This is a genomic window from Corynebacterium sp. H128 (assembly GCF_037482625.1).
GTDB lineage: Bacteria > Actinomycetota > Actinomycetes > Mycobacteriales > Mycobacteriaceae > Corynebacterium.
On the sequence record NZ_JBBHKW010000014.1, the window covers coordinates 23,922 to 44,090 of the forward strand.

Consider the following 20,169-nt stretch of genomic DNA (forward strand, 5'->3'; position numbering starts at 1 on the left):
CCCAAGTCTCTGTTGGATGGTTTCGGGGAATTGGCTGCGGCAACGGTTGCCGACATTCCTGGCACACTGGGAGTTATGTACCACTTTTATGAGCCCACTAAGGACATTGGCCTGCCATACTCGCCGGTCAACGCGATCATCGCGCCCCGCCCCATCGGTTGGATCAGTTCGCTCGGCGCGGACGGCACGGCGAATCTTGCCCCCTACAGCTACTTCAATGTGTTCAATCGACGCCCGCCGATCATTGGTTTTGCCTCCATCGGGTACAAGGATTCCGTCGCCAATATTGAGGCGGCGGGTGAATTCTGCTGGAACCTGGTCGACGAGTCTCTCGCCGAGGCAATGAACGCCACCTCCGCACGGGTTGCGCCCGGTGTTGATGAGTTCGAGCTGGCGGGCCTTGCCAAACGTAGCGGCCGCATCGTTTCTGCCCCGCTTGTCGACGCCGCCCGGGCCGCCTTCGAATGTCGCGTCTCCCAAGTCATCCGCCTGAACACTGCCAGTGGTGATGAATTGGATACCTGGTTGGTGCTCGGGGAGGTTGTCGGTGTTCACATTGACGAGGATCTCCTCGTAGACGGGCTTTTTGATACCGATGCCGCTAGGCCAATCGCCCGGGCTGGCGGGCCCGCGACCTACTACACATTGGGTGAGGCCTTTGAGATGGTGGGGCCTTAGGCACCCAACGCATTGACACCCCCCTCCCGATCGGTTAGGTTAGCCTTACCTGAAGCATAGGAGGGGTACGGTGAATTACGCCATAAAGGGCGCCGAGCGTAAGGTCGCGCGCAGCCAGGCTTGCCGCATTATCAGTGGTGGCGGGGATATGTCATTGACCGCGTATCAGATCAATGCGGGTGAGCAGCTTGACGTAGTGGCCCACGGTTTGGATGACCAAGGGCGGCTGACATTCGTCTGCCGTGCGGAGGATGCGCTGCTCTATGAAGATATGGCCGTGCGCGTTGATGCCGTCCTCAAGGCCCCCGAGTTTCGGGCCGACATCATTTCCGCAAGCCTGCATGGTTTGGGAGTGGTGGAGTGGCAGGAGTTCCATGGCCAATTCCGCTCCGGGATTATCCAAGTTGAGCAGGTATTTGTGCACAATTTTGCGCAGCCGATCCCGTTCCAATTCGGTGAGATTGTTGGCGACGCCATGCATCTGCCGGAAGTGGTGGTCGATGAATTCGCGGCGCGCGAGGCTGTCGGCGAACTGAGCAAACAGCAGTGCAACACGCTTATCGACGCCGTCGTGGCAGAAACCTACCCCGGCGGGGCCGTGACGATGTCAGGCTTTGGCGGCTGCGAGCATCACGCGGATGAGGTCTATGTCGTCGACATCTGCGAACACGGCATCACGTTGATGCAGACGGCAAACGGCCGGATGGCCACGGCGTTAGTGCCATTCGCGAAGGCTGCATACACCATTGAAGACTTGGCAAGGCGCGTCGTCGTGCTTGCCGCTGAAGCCTCGGCGCGGCACGCCTCATCGCGTATCTGATAGCCGTGAACCGAGTGTGGGCGCGGGGCTCCTATTAACAGGGGGTCCCGCACTTCCCACGACCCGACAAGTTAGGCAACTTCGTAGTCAGCGCACTGTGCGGTGTCACCAACGATGGAGATGGACTCGTTGGTACAGAGCAGATCCTTGTTGTGGGTACATTCCAGGCGGTGGCAAGCGCCAACCTTGCCGTCAGGGGTGGCGAGGCCGCCACGAGCGTCCAGGGTGATGAAGGTGCCACAGCTGCCGGTGCCGGCAACGGTGATGGCGACTGCAGTGCAGCCCTCGTGATTGAAAGCGCATGAGGTGGTTGCGCAGGAAGAAACCTTGGTTGCGTTGGACATGATGTGGACTCCTAGAGAATTGGTATGCAGTGAATTGCGTATCTGATACCTCTGATGCTAGGGCGCTTTTGTAGGGGCCGCAAGCAAGGAAAGGCTCCCCTGACCTGCGGAAATAACGCAACGCGAGTGTATTCTAAATGCTATTTGCGCCTAGAAAATCGGCGCACAATGGTCGTGATGATCCCGACGAACACCAGCAAGGCAATGACTCCGGCGATGGCGTAAAGTCCAATCTTCTTGTTGCCCGAATCAGCTGCAACCGTGGCAGGCTGGCTCGGGCTCTTGGCTGCATCAGTAGGGGTGGTCACGGGTTGTGCGGAATCGGTGAGCGTCACCACCGCCACGGAGGCGCCGTCACGCACTGCTTCCATAATGAAGGGATTATCCGGAGTTTTCCCCTCCGGGTAGGTCAGCGTCAGGGTGCGGGATCCCTTATCTATCTCGCGCTTGATGCCCTTGATCTCGGTGCCATTGACATCGAGGTAGCGCAGCTTCATCCCCTCGGTAGAAGTATTGCCAAACTGGTTGTATAGGCTCATCGCCTGGGAAAGGCTCAGTTTGGCGATGATCTGGTTGCCCTCGATCGTCGAATCGAGGTGAATCTGCTCTGCAGCGGAACGATCTACATCACCCGGATTCGCAGCGTCACCGGCGGCGCCTCCAGCTGAAGGAGTTCCCGAGGCAGCCCCGGAGCTAGCCTCTGATTGCAGCTCCTGCAGCTCCTGTGTCGGCACTGCGATAGGTGCTGCGCCTTCCTCCGCAATCAAAGTAATGGAAGCGCTCTGACCGGCCGCAGAGACTGGGACATTAGCAGTGCCGGAGGCAGGAGCGGTCACTGTGACGGCAGAGCCTGCGGATACAACGTTCCAACCGTTGCCGGAATAGCTTGCGGATACCGGGATGCCTAAGTCTACGGTCGTCGTTTCGCCAGCTGGAACCGAGATGGGGCCGCCGATCATGGATTGGGCGTCGATACCCGCGGGCAACTGGGCGCTGGCCGGGGCGGCGAGGCCAAGGGCGGACGCGGTGAGGAGGGTGGCGAGGATGCGACGCACGAGTTAAGTACCTTTCGACGAATACGTTGGTGCCAACTTAGCAGTTTCCTGTGGCGTGCGATTTCGTAGACATGTCTGCAATATACTGCTTCCATGCGAAAATTCCTCGATGTCATCTCCGCCATTGCCCGCTTCTACATGGCATATGTGTGGATACATGCCGGCACCGCAAAGCTCGGCAACCACATGGAGATGACCCAAGCGATCACCGCTTACAAGATCTTCACCCCAGAGTGGTCCGGATACTTAGCGCAGCTGATCGGCCCGCTGGAGCTCGCCGGCGGAGTGCTCCTGCTACTCGGGCTCTTCCTGCGCCAATCCTCCAAGGTCGCTGCGGTGGTGCTGGTGCTGTTCATGGTCGGCATCAGCCAAGCGTGGGCGCGCGGCCTGGCCATCGACTGCGGCTGCTTCAATGTGCAGGGGCTTAACGACGCCCAAACCATGGACTACGTGAAGACACTGGCGCGCGACGTAGGCTACCTATTCCTCACAGGTTGGACAATCTGGCGTCCCTTCCGCCGGTTCGCTATTTACTCTAAGTAGATCTAGGGAAATCTTCCCCCTAGTAACGCGGAAAACTGGGGATTTCAGGCATCTAAATCGTTGCTTGACGGGGAGGATTTCAGGCGCTGCAGCAGGCGCGCGATGCGGTTCCTAAAATGCAGCGGTGTTCGCATCTGATGCCTGGTAATCCGGACGGGGTGCCAGCCCAGCATGATGAGTTCTTGGACAACCTCGGAGTCATAGTCGTGTTGCTGGCGTTGGAGGTGGGGTGCGCCGTCATAGAACAGTGCCAAGCGATGTTCTGCTGCAGCCAGATCGGCGCGCGTAATCAACGATCCATTGCTTCTTCTGAAGGCGTATTGAGTCTGCCAAGTGGCAAGACCCAGTACTGAAAGCCGCAGATATGTTTCTGGCGGCGAATCGACTCCCAATGCGCTGAGTTGCCACAGCTTAAGGAACTCATCTTTATCGAAGCGGTCCGTGCACGCCGCCAACACCTCAGCATGGTGAAATCGGACAAAACGTCGAAAACTATCAATAACCTGCACTGACCGAATTTGCTGAGGAGTCCACTCCGGCAACTCGGGCACCCACCACTCGCAGTAGCCATCACGGACCTCGGTTAAACAATCGACGAGCGCGATGGCCGGGGGCACTAATCGTAGTGGCATGGAGCCACCACTAGCTTCGAAGACGCTAAACCTATGAGTAATGAAACGATGGTGCACCTGCAAATCTGAGTCTTTTGCCAGCGACTTAGAAAAGGAATGGATCATAACGGGAGCATTGTCGTGGAAGTAAGGAAGGCCCCAGAACTGCGCGGCAGCCCAGCTTCCTAAAACTCCAGAAGGGAAACGTAAAAGTGCAGCTTGAGAGCGGATGCTTAGTGGCAGTTCGCCAGCCGGAACCATGGAGTTAGGAAGGTAAATGCCACGTGAAATACGTGTAAAACGCGTGCGAATATGGTGTTCAGTAAGTCCGCATCGGAGGAGTTCGCTTTTAGTCTGAGGTAGAGAGCCCATACTAAGTTAGGCTGCGAACCTCATCGAAATGGTTGCATCACACTTAAGATGTGGGTGCCCCTATGGGGTCCTGGTGTGTCGGCTTCCTTGCTTGCCGGGGCGAAATCTTCCCCGCGGAACTGCGGCAGCTCCCGCAAAACAGCGAGTGTTTTCACGTTTTGGCGGGGAAGATTTGCAAGGGTGCAAGGGGGGGCAAGCCCGCAACTCAGCGTTGCAGGAGTAGTTCGCGTACGCGCGGCACGACTTCCGTGCCAAAGAGCCGGATGCACTCTTCCGCGACGGAATCGGGGTGCAGGCCACAGGTGTAGCGCATGATGAAGCGGTTCAGCCCTAGGTGCTCGACGGTACTAGCGATCTTCGCAGCCACGGTGTCCGGGGAGCCGATGAAGAGCGCGCCTTGCTCGATCTCCTTGCTGAAGGTTTCGGACATGTGCTCAGCTGGGATGCTGTCCCCAACATGATGGGCCCAGGACGGGAAGGAAGCTTCTCGGGCGACGTCATCACTTGCAGCGACGAGCCCCGGTACCAGGATGCCGAGTGGCAGGTCGCGGCGGCCGAAGCGGGAAATAGCTTGGTGGTACATGTCCACGAAGTGCTTCTGCTTCAGCGGATTGCCGGAACTGATTTGCAGCATGATCGGGATGTTGTGGCTTGCGGCCTGCAAAATTACGTCGGACCGGCCGACAACTTCGATCCATGTGGCATCTGCCCGGCACTGCTCAATCATGGCGACCCATTCGGCGAGCTGGGCGTTGAAGGTTTCGCTGGTGCTGGCATCTGCTGTGGGATCCGCGCCGGGTGGGGAGAAGTTGTCCCGCTCCAACACGATTTCCGCGCGCTTGCCGGTGAGCTCGAGGACTTGGTGGAATTCTGCGTGTCGTTGGCTTAGGTTGGTGCTGTTTACGTCACCTATCGACGTGGTCAGTTTGATGCGTGACGTGCGCTGTGCAACCTGCTGGATAAGGCAAAAGGGATCAAGCTCAAGAAGCGTGGTGGAAAAGGAATCGTTCACCCCGAAGACGTCCAAGCCACATTCTTCAGCGAGGATAGCCTGCTGGAGGGTTGCTGCGCGCCGGGTTGTGGCATCGCCGTGCGTTAGGGGCGCGGGATGGCCGGGCACGTGATAGTTGGCAACACCGAATTCGACTGCGAAGGTGTCTGCCTGCGCGATTGGCATCGCGACCTCCAAACCTATAAGTATTTAAATCGGACTTTAGTATATCTGCAGCATTGGCTTTAAATTGCATTTCTACCCGCAAACAATGCCCAAGATCACTGCAAGTCCAGGATGATGTCTATAAAATTCTGAAAAATCTCACGCATCCTGGCGATGGACAGGCTGCATTGGCGGTGCATTTGGCGACAAGACCGCGATATTCCTGATTTATGTAAGCAATATCTAAGAAAAGTGTTAATCTGCGCTAATTCATTCAAATAGTACACCCCCGAGAATGAAAATATGTTCCCCAAATCCCAATACTGGGGGAGATTGTGGGGGATTCCTGTTAGTGGAAACGAACTTCCACCTGATAGTCGGTTTTGCCGGATTGCTCCAAGTAGAGCTTCGCCTGGGCTTCGATCAGATTGGTGAGTTGCTCTTCTGCGCGGGTGAGTAGGCCGCCAGCAATGGCTTTATCGGTGGCGCGAGCTTCCTCGGCCGCGATGAATTTGGCGTAATCGGAGACCTCGTTCGGATTGAAGGGGTTCATTGACTGGTCGTAGACCTGGATCGAGTTCTGGTCGATGTTCGCGGAAAGTACTTCCGGCTTCGGAATGTCAAAGCTCACTTTCCGGGCGGTGTCGTCATATTTCGGCTCGATGGTTGTCGCATCGGGTAGGCCCGCCTTCACCACGCCGTCATAAGTAATAAGGAAGGACTTGCCGGTGAGGGGCACCGTCACATTGAGCAGTCGAAGACCTTCTTCGTCGGACTTTCCCACATTGGTGAAGGAGTATTCCTCCACGGCTAGTTCGGCGATGTGCTCGAAAGATTCGCTCACTGTGGTGGATTGGTGGCTCACCTTGCTCTCGCCTGGTTTCGGCAGGGGCGAGACCCAATAGATGCCGGCGAGAATGGCGAGCACTCCGATAATGGCCAGCAATTTGGTCAGGAGGGGAGTGCGAGCGATTTTCGGGACGGGATGGGACATGTGTGCCACCTTTCATTTCGGGTTATCCCCAAAATTTTAGTTCCTCATCTTCATGACATGACAGCATTGCGGGCTACCGCGTGCTTATCGACGCTCATCGGTGACCATACTGTTAGGTATTTTCTTTCACAGCCCTCAGAGCCGCCAGCTTTCAGCTAGTAAGGTCGATGCGGTATCTAGAAAGGATTTCAGGCATGGCAGAGGCAGTAATCACAGCTCGAAATTTGCGACAGAGGTTCGGGCGCGGTGATGCCCAAGTGCAGGCGCTCGATGACGTGTCGGTCGCCCTACCGCGCGGGAAGTGGACCTCGATCATGGGGCCCTCCGGCTCCGGTAAGACCACCTTGCTGCACACCCTTGCGGGTCTGTCCACGCCAACGAGTGGCAGTGTGGTCCTGGCGTCGACAGGCAAGCACACCGATCTGACAAAGCTCAGCGAGAATAAGCGGGCGGCGTTGCGACGCACCAAGATCGGTCTGATCTTCCAGGATTTCAACCTCGTTCCCGTCCTCAACGTGCAGGACAACATCAAGCTGCCAGTTCGCCTAGCTCATCGCAAGATAGATAAGGCCTTCTATAAAGAGATCACTGATCGCCTCGGCCTCCAAGGACGCCTCAAGCATTTGCCGCATGAGTTGTCTGGCGGTCAGCGTCAGCGCGTCGCCATCGCCCGGGCTTTGCTCGCCCGCCCCGACATCATTTTCGCGGACGAACCTACCGGCAACCTGGACTCGGAGGCCGGCGACAACGTGCTCACTATGTTCCGCCAGCTTGTCGACGACTATGGCCAAACCCTCGCGGTGGTCACCCACGATCCTGCCGCCGCCGAACGCGGTGACTATCTGATTCAAATGCGGGACGGGAAGGTGGTCTCCGCGTGATCCGCCTGGCAATTGCCCAACTGCGACGTCGTGGTTGGCGGTATCTTTCGCTGTTCTTCGCTGTTTTCGCCGCTGTGGCGTTGACGGTAGGAACTGCCGCGATCGTTGAGTCACTGCAAGCCACCGTCAACGGGATGTTTGATAAGCCCTACAAAGGCGTGAACACCGTCGCACAAGTCCGCTCTTCGGATAAAGCAGCAGTTGATGAGGCTCTTGCACAGATCCCAGGCGAGTATGCCTTTGACCAGCAGTTCTCTGTTTCTGTGAAGCAGGAAGGCTCGTTGTACCAGTCCACCTATGTTCGCAGCATCGCCGATGGCTCCTTACAGTGGCGGGATATCGTGGAGGGGCGGCTTCCCGTCGGTCCTGGTGAGATTGCAGTGGTGGACAATACGGCGCTCGGCAGTACGCTCCAGCTCAAAACCCCGGGGTCAGATGAGCTCAAGACGGTGACCGTAGTGGGACGGACCGAACAGTCCGCGCAAGAGCAATTGGGCGGGGCAACGGCGCTTTTTGTGGATGCTACTGTGGCACGAAACTGGGCGGGTAACTCAGTTAGCGGGGAGCTGCGTGCCGCAGAGGCTACGACGCAGCAGCTTAAGACGCTGCCGAAATCAGTGGTGTCAGAGGTCGCGGACGCCCAGGCGCATACTGCGCAGCTGGCGGGCAAATACCTGTCTGGTCGGGACCAGTACTTTCTGCTGCTTACGGCGTTCATGATCATTGTTGCGGTGGTGGCAATGCTGGTAATCTTCTCCAGCTACTCCGTGATTGCAGCAGAGCGTCAACGTGAGTACGCCTTGCTACGGGCGGTAGGCGCCTCGGCCACTCAGTTGCAGAGTTCCGCAATGGTGGAGTCCCTAATACTTGGCGTTGTGGCCGGCGCGGCGGGTATCCCGGCGGGTCTGTGGGCCGCGGGTTGGGCGGGTGTGAACGCCGAGAAGATTGGGGTGAAGGTTCCCCTGGTGGATGTGAGCCTGGCCCCGACCTGGTTGGCGGCGATTTTCGTTGTTGCCTTGGTGGTGTGTGTGGTCTCCGCGGTGCCGGCGGCACGCGGTTCAGCGCGTAGGCCCCTCGTGGATTCGCTTACGGCCAGCGCACCGAAGCAGTCGATCCTGGGCGTGCTGGTGGCGCCCCTGCTCGGCTGCGGGCTTTTGGGCGCGGGCGGCTGGGGGCTCACCAGGGTCTCCGGCTATGCCGGGCGGCGGGCGCTGGTCCTCGCGATCGGTTCTTCCGGCCTGATCGTCCTCGGTACGGCACTGGTACTGGCTGTGGTGCTCCCGTGGCTGATCTTCCAACTATCGCGCTTGTTTGCCTTTGCGCCGACCCTACACCTGGGCATGGCGTTCGTGGGTCGGCAGAGGCTGCGGGCCGGCTCCCTCGTTGCGATAGTGCTCGCCGGCACTGCCCTCGTGGCAGCTGTCTTGAATGGGCAGCAGCAGATCGAGGGTTACTTGCTCGGTAAAGCCACTAACAAGGGTGCGGTGGACGTAATGGTCCGAGCCATGGATGGGACTGCCGAGCAGCCGCTTATCGACGCGCTTGCGGCTACTCCAGGAGTCGTAAGCGCCCTCTCTCCGGTAGCGCTACCTGTCAGTGCAGGCGGTGCTAGTGACAATGTGCTAGCCCTATCTGCAACAGAGGGCGCCTCGGTGCTGCGTGGCCCAGTCACGGGTGCGGGACCCGGTGAACTCGTCCTCGGGGCGAACTCCCCGCTGCGCAACACACTAAGCGACGGCCAACGGGCACAGATCGCGATTCGTGGGCAAACCCACGATCTAAGCGTCCGTTATTCCAGCGGACTAGAGAGTTTCGTCGATCCAGTGGTGACCCCGGAAGTGCCAGCAATAGTGCGTCCAGGAGTAGATACTCGATTGCCTAACCCAGCAGTGCTGATTCGGGTTACTGGCAGTCATGCCCAGCCTGCCGACTCTCCGGTCGTCAGTGAGCTGCGTACTGCAGCTGCAAACGCAGGGGAAGAAGTGACATTTCAGGAAGCCTTCTCAGCTCGACAGGATATTGCGGCGATGGCCGCGCGAGTATTAACACTTTCTACTCTCATGAGCGTTGCTGCAATGCTCATCGCTGGAGTTGGTGCATTGAATACTGTAACTCTAGCAATCCGTGAACGTGCGAAAGACCAAACATTGCTAAGGGCAATTGGATACGGTGTGCTCCGGAAATGGATAACTCAAGCGGTCGAAGTGATAGCCGTTGTAATTCCGGCCCTGTTCGTTGGGTGGGCTTGTGGTAGTGCACTGGGGTTGCAAATTGCGGATGTCTTAACTCACCAATGATTCGATAACTAGAGCTACAACTGCAATTTGAATGATAGTTTTCCGAGATCGTACATTCGCAACATGCCTAGAGTTGGGCAGGGGGTACGTGCCCAGGTTGAAGGGGCCTAATCTAAATTCCAACCGTATCTAAACTAGATCAAGTGGTAATGTCGTTATTTGTAGAAGTGTGACTGAGCTATTGCCAATTCTAAATCTGTGTCGCATTTGTTATTGAGAAACACTCTGAAGGTAAGGACGGCTATGGTCGCGATGAAAGTATCGGATTCGAAAATTGCAGTGATTGGCCTAGGCTACGTTGGCCTGCCACTGGCAGTTGAATTTGGAAAGAAACTGCCAGTAATTGGCTATGATATTAACTTGGCTCGCATCGAAGAGCTCAAGAACGGTGTCGACCGTACTTTGGAAACAACCGCGGATGAGTTGGAATCGGCAACGGAGTTGAGTTTTACTGCTGATTCTGAGGATCTGTGTGAGGCCAATGTGTACATTGTTACTACTCCGACCCCGATCGATGAGTACAAGAAGCCGGATCTTTCGATTATCCTCGCCGCAACGAGGACTTTGGCCTCTACCATCAACCGTGGCGACATTGTCATTTATGAATCAACGGTGTATCCCGGTGTTACTGAAGAAGAATGCGTACCGCTGATCGAAGAGGTTAGTGGGCTGAAGTTCAACAAAGACTTTTATGCTGGATATAGCCCTGAGCGCATCAATCCTGGTGACAAGACTCATCGACTGCCAAGCATTGTGAAGGTAACCTCTGGTTCGACGCCTGAAATCGCAGACTTCGTCGATGAGCTGTATCGTACGATCATTACGGCTGGAACGCATAAAGCACCAAGCATCAAAGTCGCTGAAGCCGCCAAGGTTATCGAAAACACTCAGCGTGATGTCAACATTGCGCTTATAAATGAACTCGCTGTCCTCTTTAACAAGATGGACATTGATACCCAAGCTGTGCTGGATGCTGCGGGAACTAAATGGAACTTCCTTCCATTCCGTCCGGGGCTTGTAGGCGGGCACTGCATTGGCGTTGATCCCTACTACCTGACGCACAAAGCGCAAGCGATGGGACACAATCCTGAAATCATCCTCGCTGGACGTAGGCTCAATGATTCAATGGGACAGTACATTGCAAGCCAGCTCATCAAAGCAATGATGAAGCATTCCGCTAAGGTTGAAAATACAAAGGTACTGCTCCTTGGTTTGACCTTTAAGGAAAACACTCCTGATATTCGAAACACCCGCGTTGTAGACATCGTTGCCGAGCTTGAAGATTATGGGATTGAAGTAGACGTTTACGATCCTTGGGCTGACGCGGAAGAAGTTCAGCACGAATATGGTATTCAGCTAATTCAATCGTTGAAGCCAGGGCACTATGATGCTGTGATTCTTGCAGTTGCGCATAAAGAGTTTGCAGAGATGGGCGCAGAAGAGATTCGTGCGCTCGGAAACGAACAAGCGCTCATCTATGACCTAAAGCATGTTCTACCAAAGGATGCCTCGGACTTGCGACTGTAAACTAGTATTTCGCATCTACCAAACAACGCGTAAGGAACGAACTTGAAAATCTTAGTCACTGGTGGCGCTGGCTTCATTGGGTCAAATCTTGTGAAGCAACTTCAGCGAGATGGAGTCGACCAGGTTGCTGTAATTGATGATTTCTCGACCGGATTCCGGGAAAATTTGAAAGATCTTGATGTCGAACTCTTTGAAGGCTCGATTCTGGATCGAGACCTCCTAGGCGAGGCTGCTGCAGGTGCTCATGCAATCGTTCACCTTGCCGCAAGGCCATCTGTGCCACGTTCCATTCAAGATCCGGTGGCTTCGCACCACGCAAACGCCACCGGAACGCTTTACGTGCTCGAAGCGGCCCGAAAGGAAAACGCGCACGTCACATTGGCATCGTCTTCTTCTGTGTATGGCGCAAATAAGGTGCTTCCAAAGTCTGAAGACCTTAGGCCGATGCCAATTAGCCCGTATGCAGTGAGCAAGTTGGCTACCGAGACCTACGCACTCGCATATAGCGAAGTATATGACCTTCCTGTTCTACCGTTCCGCTTTTTTAACGTTTATGGTCCTGGACAGGCTGCAGGTCACGCTTATGCAGCCGTTGTACCTGCGTTTGTTGATGCAGCACTGCGTGGAGAACCACTTCCGATTAATGGCGACGGGTTGCAGACACGAGACTTTACATTCGTAGAAACGGTCACCCAAACTATTTCAAAGGCAGCCAGGGAGCGTATTCGCTCAAAGGATGCTGTGAATTTGGCTTTCGGAACGCGGTACACTCTACTTGACGTAATTGAGATTATGGAGAGCGAACTAGGGCAGCAGCTACCTAGAGAGTTCAGAGATCCACGTGCTGGTGATGTTCGGGATTCGCAAGCTGATAATGCGGCTTTAATGAAGCTATTCCCCGAAATCGAACCAGTGGGTCTCGAGCAAGGTATCGCGAAGACGATCGAATGGTTCGCAACCCTTCCTCGATAATCCCGTCGCTAAATTTCTGGTGCCGACTGACATAGAGGAGATTGTCGGTCGGCACCGTTTGTAGCTACAGACGGTACCCCGAAGGAGTCGACTCTTCAATTAGTTTATATAGATGCCGAAACAACTAATGGACGGTCGTGAAACCTAGATTCACGACTATCGCGAAGCTGAAATTAAAGAGAAAAGGTAATTTAGCAAGTGCGATCTGCCCGAGTTCTCCAAATTGCGATAATCGCCGGCGGATCAGCCGTGTATTCTTTAGCTCAATGGTTAATGCTTTTGCTTTTCGCCAGAAGTACCTCTTTAACTGAAATGGGTGCGTACTCGTACGCAATGTCGATATCAGCTCCATTTTTCATCTTTTTCTCACTTTCATTAAGGCAAGTTTATGTATCTGACCCTCAACGTGAAAGTTCCTGGCGAAAGTACCTTATTCTCCGCATCGTGGCAACGTTGGTGGCATTAGCTTTCACTTGCGCCTTCGCTGCGTTGAATCATACGTTCAATGGAATCTTTCTCTTCGTTGCACTTATCAAATCCGTCGATCTTATTGGTGATATTTGGCTCGCGCCTGCCCAATCGGCAGGCAGAACTAGATCGCTCGGCTTTTACCAATTCATTAACGGCTTGGCATCACTGATTCTCTTCAGCGGAGGAATCTACTTTGGCATGCCTGGTGTTTATGCGCTGGCAATGTCATTGCTCGGCTCCGTAATTGCTGCTGCATTCGCTTTGATCGTTGGAAGTAAATCCATCTCGAGCGCGCCCGAAATCGAAGGCTTTGACCAAAAGCCTCCGATGCTTCAAGCCTTTCAACTGGCAATCACGGCTGCACCTCTAGGCTTAGCTGGATTCCTTAACTCGGCGACACAGGCAGCACCAGGATATTTTCTAGAGCGGGCCGACGGGTTAGAAAGCGTCGGCATTCTTAGCGCAATGGTGTATCTGCTTCTAGCGGGAAATACTGTAGTCGGCGCGGTAGTACAATTTGAACTTCCTCGATCGGTGTCACAATATCAGAAACATGGTCGAGAAGTGTTGCTGAAGAGAACAAGAAGCCTCACTTGGAAAATGTGCATTTTGAGCGTAATCAGTATCGTAGCTGCGCTGCTATTTGGCGAGACGGTGATGCGCTTGTTGTATGGGCCAGAATATGGAGTTCAATCAGTTCTCGTTCTACTTGCTATCTCGTGGGCAGTAGGAGCGGTTTCGTGGATGTGGGACTTGGCGCTTGTTGTTCAAAGATCTTTCAATGTCCAGTTGGTTGCAGCATCAATCGGACTTGCTAGCTCGGCCTTAGCTTCCATTATACTGATCGGGCCCTTTGGTCTATTTGGAGCGGGCATGGCAACTTTGATCGCAAGAATTGCGGTCGCCTTGGTCCGAATAATCGGATTGACCTTTTATACTGGATATGTGCCGAAGCATCGACTGAAGCCCAGATATGGCCTTGGAACCCGCTAGTCCGCAGTCTATTTACCGGAGACGCATTATTCGCCTATATTGGCATCATTGCGCTGATTTATGTCGACTGTGTTAATTTGGGTCTAAAAATTGAAGCCAATTATAAAATGTTTAGAGTATCTGAGAGATGTAAACAGTCTGTAATGTCATTTGATATGATGCGTGAAACAGTCCCCAATAACTATGGGCTTCGTTGCCCTGCCTGTATACGGGTTGTTTGATGCATGCCGTTAAATATTGTAAACAACCTAAGGTCTCGAACGTACGCGTGCAGGTTAAAGCTGTACGCTCAGCGGAGCGTTGATGACTAGTGTTAGACTTACGAAGTCGATGTATAACCTGGCGACTGGCTAGATTGAATTAGAGACGAGTTATTGCAATGACTAAAACTATCATTTTGCCTTCCTGTGATGACGGGAATCGTGGAGATCAAGCACTTGTTTGGCAGACTAGGCAAGTAGCGAAGGATGCAGGGTTGGCGGATGAGTGCTACATGCTTACTGAGGACTTGTGCTCTGCACCGCAATCTGAGTCTTTAGGGATTGGTCTGTTGGCGCCTGTACTAAGCCATCCCAGTAAGTGGTACGCGCCAAAATCTAACCTGAGTTACGGCAAGATGCTTTATGCGATTTGGGGCATTATTTCGATTGTCGACGGCGTAAGGTGTGCGTTGTTTCTTTTCGAACCTACGAGAAGGATCTTTGGTTTTCTTTTAACCAAGGAAGAACGAAAGACCATTTCTCAGATTAAAACTGCCGACGCATGTTTCGTAAAAGGCGGCGGGTTTATTCACTCGACTAACAGTCTTTCCGATCCCTACAAGTCCTACTTTTTCATGTATCACCTTATGTTAGCGCAGTCGTTAAAAACTCCCGTATTCGTAATGCCAAACTCTTATGGTCCATTTGAGGGCGCGTTTTTTCAATCGATTGTTAAGCGAGTGCTAAATCGATGTGAGTTGGTCACGGCACGCGAATCTGTTTCGAAGGACATGCTGGGGGCTATTGGAGTCGAGTCGACAGTGTTTCCGGATCTTGCTTTTGGTCTAAAATCCGAACGTCCTGCCGAACCATACTTCAAAGCCTTGCGTGAATTGCACCCCGGGAGAGAAGTCGTTGGTATTACCGCGCGCCCGTATCGATTTCCAAATTCTGATAACCCGGTCGAGGCGTATGAAAATTACATTGAAGAGCTCCGAAAATTTTGTCGCGAAATTTTCGAAAAGGGCTACCTGCCAGTCCTGATTGAACATGTGGTTTCGGGCGGAGAGCACGAAAGTGATATTGCAGCCATCGAGCTCCTTGCGAGTAAGTTGGACAAAGGGACCTTCGAGATTTTTCAAGACCGCAGTCTTAACGCTAAGCAGATGAAGGCATTATATGCGGAGTGTGATTATCTTGTCGGTACAAGATTTCACTCCGTAATTTTCGCGATGTCTGAGCTCACTCCGGCTATCGCTATTGGTTATGGTGGCAACAAAAGTCAAGGAATCATGCGTGATGTTGGATGCCCTGGACGCGTGCTCCCAATCGAAGAAATGAATGCTGAAATACTGTTGTCTATGTTCGAAGATCTGATAAAGGACACTGAATCGGAAAAGTTCCTCAATCAATTGGTTGAGTCTTCAGCAATAAAGAACCAAGAATTAATAAAATTGGTTAGGTCGAAATTTTATTCGCGCGGCCGTCGATATTTGTTCTCTTAGGGTAAACGTGATCGGATAACTTCAACTTGAAGCTTCAGGGCCTGGACTCTTGATGTTTTTACGTAGTCTGTTTGGTTTTCCAGCGTTACAATCCAACTAGCTTGATGTAAGAGGTTTGAATGAAGTTCGGATTTTTCCACGACTCGCCAATAATACTCGACAACGGTAAGCACTACTCTCGAACACTGCAGAGCAACATTTGGGATAGATACATTCAAGAATCCGATGAGTTAATTGTTTCAACACGCGTCGTACGAACCGCGCATGGCTCGGCTGGATCCTCAGAGCACGAGCGTGTATCATTCCGTCCGATTGCTTCTTATCAGAGTCCCTTGAGCCTACTTCTTGCTGGTCCAAAAGTCATTAAAGAAATTGGCGCTGCGTTGGCTGATGTCGATGGCGCCATTGTCCGGCTGCCTAGTGTGGTTGGTTGGCTTACCTGTTTCTTAGCGAGGCTGTCGGGAAAGCCGATTCTGATCGAAGTTGTGGGTTGTTCATGGGATGCATATTGGCATCACAGTGGACTAGGGCGGCTAATGGCACCAATTGGCTATTTAGCAACAAGATTTTCAGTTAAGGATGCCCCTTTCGTTGTATATGTGACCAAGAGTTTTCTTCAAAAGCGTTATCCTACTAAGGGTCGGTCGGTTAGCATATCAAATGTTAACATTAAGCCAGATGTTTGTAATCTGAACGAGCGCTTAGCAAAGATTGAGTCTGATAGCCACTACCGGCACGCAAGTATCACTGTCGGTAGCATCGGGAGAATAGATCTGCCTTATAAGGGGCACGCAAGCGCGATTCAAGCGATTTCCTTGCTTCGAGATAGGGGAATTGAGTTAAAGTACGAAATTGTCGGTCCGGGAGATACTACCGCCCTTGAGCAGCTAATCTCGGAATTAGGACTTGATTCACAGATTACTCTTGTAGGCTCGCTTTCTTCTGCTGATCTTCATACGTGGCTGGATTCGGTGGACATCTACCTTCAGCCGAGTCTAACTGAAGGTCTACCAAGATCCGTCGTGGAGGCAATGTCTCATGGCGCTCCGGTAGTACTTTCTGACGTCGGTGGCCATCCAGAACTGGTTTCTGTTGAATACTTGTACAAAGCAGGTGACCCGGAAGAATTGGCAGACAAGATCGAAGAAGTACTCAATACCAATTTGGCTGTGCAAGCAAGCCGTAACTTTGAAGAAAGTAAGCGGTTTGATCGCGATGAATTACAAAATATCCGCAGCAAATTCTTGTCTCGTTTTAAGGAGTCAATTGTTTAGTGTCTCCAATTATGCAATTGTCGACCTCATACATTGAGTACTGCACTGGCCTCGGATACCCGTGGGTATCCAATCCTCAGACTAACCGGTACCAAATACCGGATTTCTAGTATCGAACGCCGACCAGATTCAATATTCGCCTGACATGTGTTGTCGGCACCGCAAGGACGTCGCATGCGCTGAATGTGTTCGTTGTGCGACTACACATGTGGTTTCGTCGATCGCCGTGCGTGTATACACCGGTATTCGGCGACCAGATAGTGTTTCAGCCAAAATCACGTAAAAAGGCTCTTTACGATGTAGAGTGGCATTGATTCTAGATTGCAATCCGCCAGAGTGGATCAGGGGCCGCAGGATGAACCTCTCCAGGTTGTGGATACGCAGTAGGACTCCGCGTAAATGCTCAAGCTGTCCGTTGAGCGTCTCTACTCCCCAAGTCGAAGTACGCCAATCTGCCCGCCTACCGGAGCCACGAAGACCGCTCCATTTGAGCAAGTTCTTCCAGCCTTTGTGGTATTCCGTTCCTGATCGACAAGGGGTTAGGTCCAAAGGATTGATTCGTAGCTTTCATCACGTACCTGGCACGATCCCTAAATGTTGTGCCACCCAAATTATGCCTCGAGGCGAGCTGTTTACTCTAAAACGAGAAGAGCCGTATAGTTGCTGAGTCAAATTGAATAGGCGCAATCAAGGCTCAAACACGCAGCTCCGAGAGCCCCGTTGAGCTAGTTAGCTAAAAGCGTTTCAGAGTCCGATTTCTGAAGTGTTGATTTGTTGTTCGATGCATGCCGACGCGAGCCTATCGCAAAAAAGACCGCCAGTAGAATTGCGCCTGTGCTTCCAGAAACGAAAGAATATAGCTCACCGCGGATTGCATAAAGGAACAGGTAAAGGAAGGCAACGGATAGCCCAAGCCACACCCCAGAAGATTGCGCCATTTTTAGGAGTAGACGGTGGATAGTACCGATAACGCAGAAGAAGGCCAAGATGCCGAAAAATCCTCCGTTCATAAAAGCTTCTGCAGTTATGGAAAAGCCATAAGCGTATTGGGCAATGTTGTCGCCAGTGTAAAGTACTACTAACCATTGAGATAGTGCGCCGTCCACTGTAGGGAGGGTATTGGTTAATGCACTTACCCAAGAGTCGGTGGGATACCAGCTTCCAGATTCAACCCAATCGTAAATAAAGGTATCAATAAATAGGGTTGATCCCTGATTCAAAATAGCAGCAAAAGAGAGTTCCTCTCCGGCACGTTGGACAAACAGGAAGGTGCCCAGCACTGCGGCAAGTGCTCCCATGAGTCCGAACTTTAATACCGATGCTCTAGATTTGCTAAAGACGACGAAGTGAATGCCGAAGGAAAATAAGATAAGAATGAAGTCGCGCTCGGTAGTAATTAGACAGTAAAAAATGAAAGATAGCCACCCTATCGCAGCCAATGTGCGGGAGAGGCCACGCTCATTCCAGTATGAGCCAGTCCAACAAAGGGATAGCGCCATGATCAAAAGGTATTGGTAGTGAAAACCACCAGCGCTCGAAATGGCAGCGCCTTTATTTCCGAAATTTCCTGAGCTGAGAACGGTTAATCCAAAAACTATCCCATATGCAATTCCTGAAACTAAGACAGTGTTAAAGGTCCAGGATGACCATTTTTGAAACGGAATTCGTTCTATGGAACTACTATTCTCGACCTCGTCGGAAAATTTAATTATACGATCTGAGATCCAAAGGCCGGTGATCGCGATTGCGTATCCTAGAGTTGCGGTGGGAATGTGATCTTCGACAGTACCTTCAAAGATTTCTTCTCCTAGTAGGTATGCAATAACGGGTCCAAATGAAAAATATAAGTAGTAAACCGCTATAAAAGCAAGGGAGCTAGGCCCGTTTTTGCGAAGGAACAGGCTTGCCGTAAGGACCGCCATCCACGTGATGCTCGTCCAAAACCCAACCATCTATGTCTTCCACCAATCGACTTGTAGTGCCTCACTGGCCGGCGGCCAACATCCCTTATTTCAATTATACTATGAGCATGGTCGAGAGATTCTCTCTCGGGGGATCATGTTATTAGAACGTGTGGATCTGTCTTCCGGTCACTCCATCGGAGAGCCATGACCAAGTGAACGACATTCTTCAGGTTTCGGAACTTGAGGTCGTTGGTGTTGTTGATCATCAAGCCTGTCGTTTATTGCTTTGACCGGCTTTCCGGTTGTCCTAAGTTCGAAGTAGGCTAGGAGTTTCTGTCCTGATGAACAACTACGTGCTGATCCCAATTGAGTAAAATTCTTAGCATTTCTCGGTGTTCCCTTGCCGACAGATTCTACGTCGGCATGCGGAGGGCTTTCCCGTGTTGGCTTTCGGGTGCTAACGGCTCGAAACCGTCCGTTGATGGACCAGCTACATCGTTCCCTCGAGTACCTATTTTTTAATGGTTGTTCGCCCCAAGTTTCAACGTTGCAGCGATTTCCAGGCACGTAACGTGCATCTGGCGACAAGCGGCTAGATGGTGTTGGGGCGAGGGAGGTAAACTGTTCGAGCTACGAATAGGTGCCTTATGCGTTGTCGACTATGGTGAGCGAATCTCGGTTGCGGGATGCATCAAGAGAAACGGTTTCTCTATTGGCGTCGCAATTTCAGGTTACGGCCAGAGAAGGAGCGACTTTGCCGGGCTACCGTCAATAGCGTATGCCCCTGTCGGAAAGGCGGCACCTTCAATTAAGGCAATGCAGTGGGACACGTCTTCTTTGGACACTTCCACTTGGCTTCCTGCCTCTAAACTGGACACTTCAAAGCCGTCCGGCGCTGAATTTAAGCCTACTAGAATTGAGGGCCAGTGATGACGGCACACCCGACAACTTTGTATGTCCACATATTCTCGGTGCTTCCGAAGATTTAACGCTGTCGAGAAAACTGGCTCTTCCTGTTTTGTAGTGCGTGATGATGGGAGGGCAGGTGCGGAAATTTCAGCGAATCACCACAACACTAGTGTGAAGATGAAAGTTCCTACACAATCTCAAACATGCCAGGGACCGTATCTTGCAGCTAACAGTAAGTCGAGTTCGACAGCACGGTACATGGCGAAAGCGGGCAGGATAACCAGTGGTGCGCAAGGAATAGGGTGGCCAGAAAGTCCATTTGCGCCAATGTATTGTGTTCCAGCTACAACCCCAAATGTTGCATCAATCCCGAAAGGCTCCTCACGATTAACTGCATACTCGCTAATAGCGAAAAATCTAAAGAACCTACTTAAGCTGTTAATGATCTCCGGGAAGCAGTCGGCAACTTGAAACGAGAGAGCGGTTAACATTCGAACTTGGGATCGCATTGGAGATAGAGTGGTCGAACCCTTGACTGAAGTGCCCCAGGTTTTGTTCCGCTTGAGTGGATGGGAAAATCTGGAACATGCCTAAGAAGTTTGACCAGGATGCGAAGGACCGCGTGGTCCGTCTTGTTGAGGATCGCATTCTGGCGGAGAATCT

General features: G+C 52.6%; 16 protein-coding genes. 10 read left to right on the forward strand and 6 right to left on the reverse strand.

The features are described from left to right. Positions 1–75 precede the first annotated feature (75 nt). Together WG915_RS11040 and WG915_RS11045 are read left to right on the forward strand one after the other, a co-directional pair. Positions 76–678, forward strand: coding sequence for a flavin reductase family protein (locus WG915_RS11040; protein ID WP_339565437.1), 603 nt, complete (start codon positions 76–78; stop codon positions 676–678). Positions 679–748: 70 nt separating this feature from the next. Next, positions 749–1,498, forward strand: coding sequence for a hypothetical protein (locus WG915_RS11045; protein WP_339565438.1), 750 nt, complete (start codon positions 749–751; stop codon positions 1,496–1,498). A 71-nt stretch (positions 1,499–1,569) separates the two neighbouring features. Here the strand turns inward: WG915_RS11045 and WG915_RS11050 are convergent, their stop codons facing one another. Together WG915_RS11050 and WG915_RS11055 are read right to left on the reverse strand one after the other, a co-directional pair. Continuing rightward, a complete protein-coding gene (locus tag WG915_RS11050) occupies positions 1,570–1,842 on the reverse strand; it encodes a DUF1540 domain-containing protein (RefSeq protein ID WP_339565439.1) in 273 nt (90 codons plus the stop codon). A gap of 140 nt (positions 1,843–1,982) precedes the next feature. Continuing rightward, complete coding sequence (locus WG915_RS11055) at positions 1,983–2,897, reverse strand: hypothetical protein (RefSeq protein ID WP_339565440.1); 915 nt, start codon at positions 2,895–2,897, stop codon at positions 1,983–1,985. Between the two features lie 93 nt (positions 2,898–2,990). Between WG915_RS11055 and WG915_RS11060 the strand changes: the two genes are divergently transcribed. Then, the gene (locus WG915_RS11060) at positions 2,991–3,440 is read left to right on the forward strand and encodes a MauE/DoxX family redox-associated membrane protein (protein ID WP_339565441.1); all 450 of its coding nucleotides are present in this window, start codon (positions 2,991–2,993) and stop codon (positions 3,438–3,440) included. A 44-nt stretch (positions 3,441–3,484) separates the two neighbouring features. Here WG915_RS11060 and WG915_RS11065 read toward each other — a convergent pair whose 3' ends face one another. The 3 genes from WG915_RS11065 to WG915_RS11075 form a co-directional block, all read right to left on the reverse strand. Continuing rightward, the gene (locus WG915_RS11065; RefSeq protein ID WP_339565442.1) at positions 3,485–4,177 is read right to left on the reverse strand and encodes a hypothetical protein; all 693 of its coding nucleotides are present in this window, start codon (positions 4,175–4,177) and stop codon (positions 3,485–3,487) included. Between the two features lie 451 nt (positions 4,178–4,628). After that, entirely contained in the window at positions 4,629–5,600 is a 972-nt protein-coding gene (locus tag WG915_RS11070) for an LLM class flavin-dependent oxidoreductase (protein ID WP_339565443.1), read from the reverse strand. A 328-nt stretch (positions 5,601–5,928) separates the two neighbouring features. After that, a complete protein-coding gene (locus WG915_RS11075; RefSeq protein ID WP_339565444.1) occupies positions 5,929–6,573 on the reverse strand; it encodes a DUF4230 domain-containing protein in 645 nt (214 codons plus the stop codon). 194 nt (positions 6,574–6,767) lie between these two features. On the opposite strand from WG915_RS11075, the gene WG915_RS11080 reads away from it, so the two are divergent. The 7 genes from WG915_RS11080 to WG915_RS11110 all read left to right on the forward strand — a co-directional run bounded on the left by WG915_RS11080 (position 6,768) and on the right by WG915_RS11110 (position 16,693). Continuing rightward, positions 6,768–7,454, forward strand: coding sequence for an ABC transporter ATP-binding protein (locus WG915_RS11080; protein WP_339565445.1), 687 nt, complete (start codon positions 6,768–6,770; stop codon positions 7,452–7,454). Beyond that, positions 7,451–9,751 (forward strand): ABC transporter permease, encoded by a 2,301-nt coding sequence (locus tag WG915_RS11085; RefSeq protein WP_339565446.1) that lies wholly within the window; start codon positions 7,451–7,453, stop codon positions 9,749–9,751. Before WG915_RS11080 ends, WG915_RS11085 begins: the two co-directional genes overlap by 4 nt. Before the next feature lie 243 nt (positions 9,752–9,994). Further along, positions 9,995–11,278, forward strand: coding sequence for a Vi polysaccharide biosynthesis UDP-N-acetylglucosamine C-6 dehydrogenase TviB (gene tviB / locus WG915_RS11090; RefSeq protein WP_339565447.1), 1,284 nt, complete (start codon positions 9,995–9,997; stop codon positions 11,276–11,278). 42 nt (positions 11,279–11,320) lie between these two features. Then, positions 11,321–12,250, forward strand: a complete 930-nt coding sequence (locus tag WG915_RS11095; protein ID WP_339565448.1) for an NAD-dependent epimerase/dehydratase family protein — start codon at positions 11,321–11,323, stop codon at positions 12,248–12,250. A 444-nt stretch (positions 12,251–12,694) separates the two neighbouring features. Further along, positions 12,695–13,714, forward strand: coding sequence for a lipopolysaccharide biosynthesis protein (locus WG915_RS11100; RefSeq protein ID WP_339565449.1), 1,020 nt, complete (start codon positions 12,695–12,697; stop codon positions 13,712–13,714). A gap of 379 nt (positions 13,715–14,093) precedes the next feature. Further along, complete coding sequence (locus WG915_RS11105; protein WP_339565450.1) at positions 14,094–15,419, forward strand: polysaccharide pyruvyl transferase family protein; 1,326 nt, start codon at positions 14,094–14,096, stop codon at positions 15,417–15,419. Positions 15,420–15,538: 119 nt separating this feature from the next. Further along, positions 15,539–16,693, forward strand: coding sequence for a glycosyltransferase (locus tag WG915_RS11110; RefSeq protein WP_339565451.1), 1,155 nt, complete (start codon positions 15,539–15,541; stop codon positions 16,691–16,693). Between the two features lie 725 nt (positions 16,694–17,418). On the opposite strand, the gene wzy is transcribed toward WG915_RS11110, so the two are convergent. Then, positions 17,419–18,615 (reverse strand): O-antigen polysaccharide polymerase Wzy, encoded by a 1,197-nt coding sequence (wzy, locus tag WG915_RS11115; protein ID WP_339565452.1) that lies wholly within the window; start codon positions 18,613–18,615, stop codon positions 17,419–17,421. Positions 18,616–20,169 lie beyond the last annotated feature (1,554 nt).